Annotated in this window: 1 protein-coding gene; it reads left to right on the top strand. The window is 63.5% G+C overall.

Translation table 11 applies throughout. The features are described from left to right. On the top strand, positions 1–548 hold a 548-nt coding region (locus ON21_RS12270), incomplete at both ends, for a cytochrome P450 (RefSeq protein WP_039797962.1).

The raw sequence follows: 548 nt of genomic DNA on the forward strand, positions 1-548 counted from the left end.
CGGCGACACGCTCACCGATGAGGAGATCATCGGTTTCCTGTTCTTGATGGTGGTGGCGGGCAACGAGACCACCACGAAGTTGCTGGGTAACGCGTTGTATTGGGGGGCGCGTGATCCGGGGGAGTACGCCAAGGTCGTCGCGGACCCGCAGTTGGTCGCGGACTGGGTGGAGGAGACGCTGCGCTATGACACCTCGAGTCAGATGATCGCCCGTACCGCGACGGAGGATCTGTCGTATCACGGCGGTGTGATCCCGGCGGGGGCGAAGGTGTTGTTGCTGATCGGTTCGGCCAACCGGGATCCGGATGTTTTCGATGACGGGGACAGTTTCCGCATCGATCGTGCCGACAAGTCGGGGCTGGCGAGTTTCGGTGCCGGGGTGCATTTCTGTTTGGGTGCGCACCTGGCCCGGCTGGAGGCGACCGTGGCATTGCGCGAGTTCGCCTCGCGCGTGCGGTCCTACGACGTTCTGGAATCCGGTGTCGCGCGGGTTCATTCGTCCAATGTGCGTGGCTTCGCGCACCTACCCATCACCGTGGAGACCCGAT

Source organism: Nocardia araoensis NBRC 100135 (assembly GCF_000308435.1).
In the GTDB taxonomy this organism is placed as follows: Bacteria; Actinomycetota; Actinomycetes; order Mycobacteriales; family Mycobacteriaceae; genus Nocardia; species Nocardia araoensis.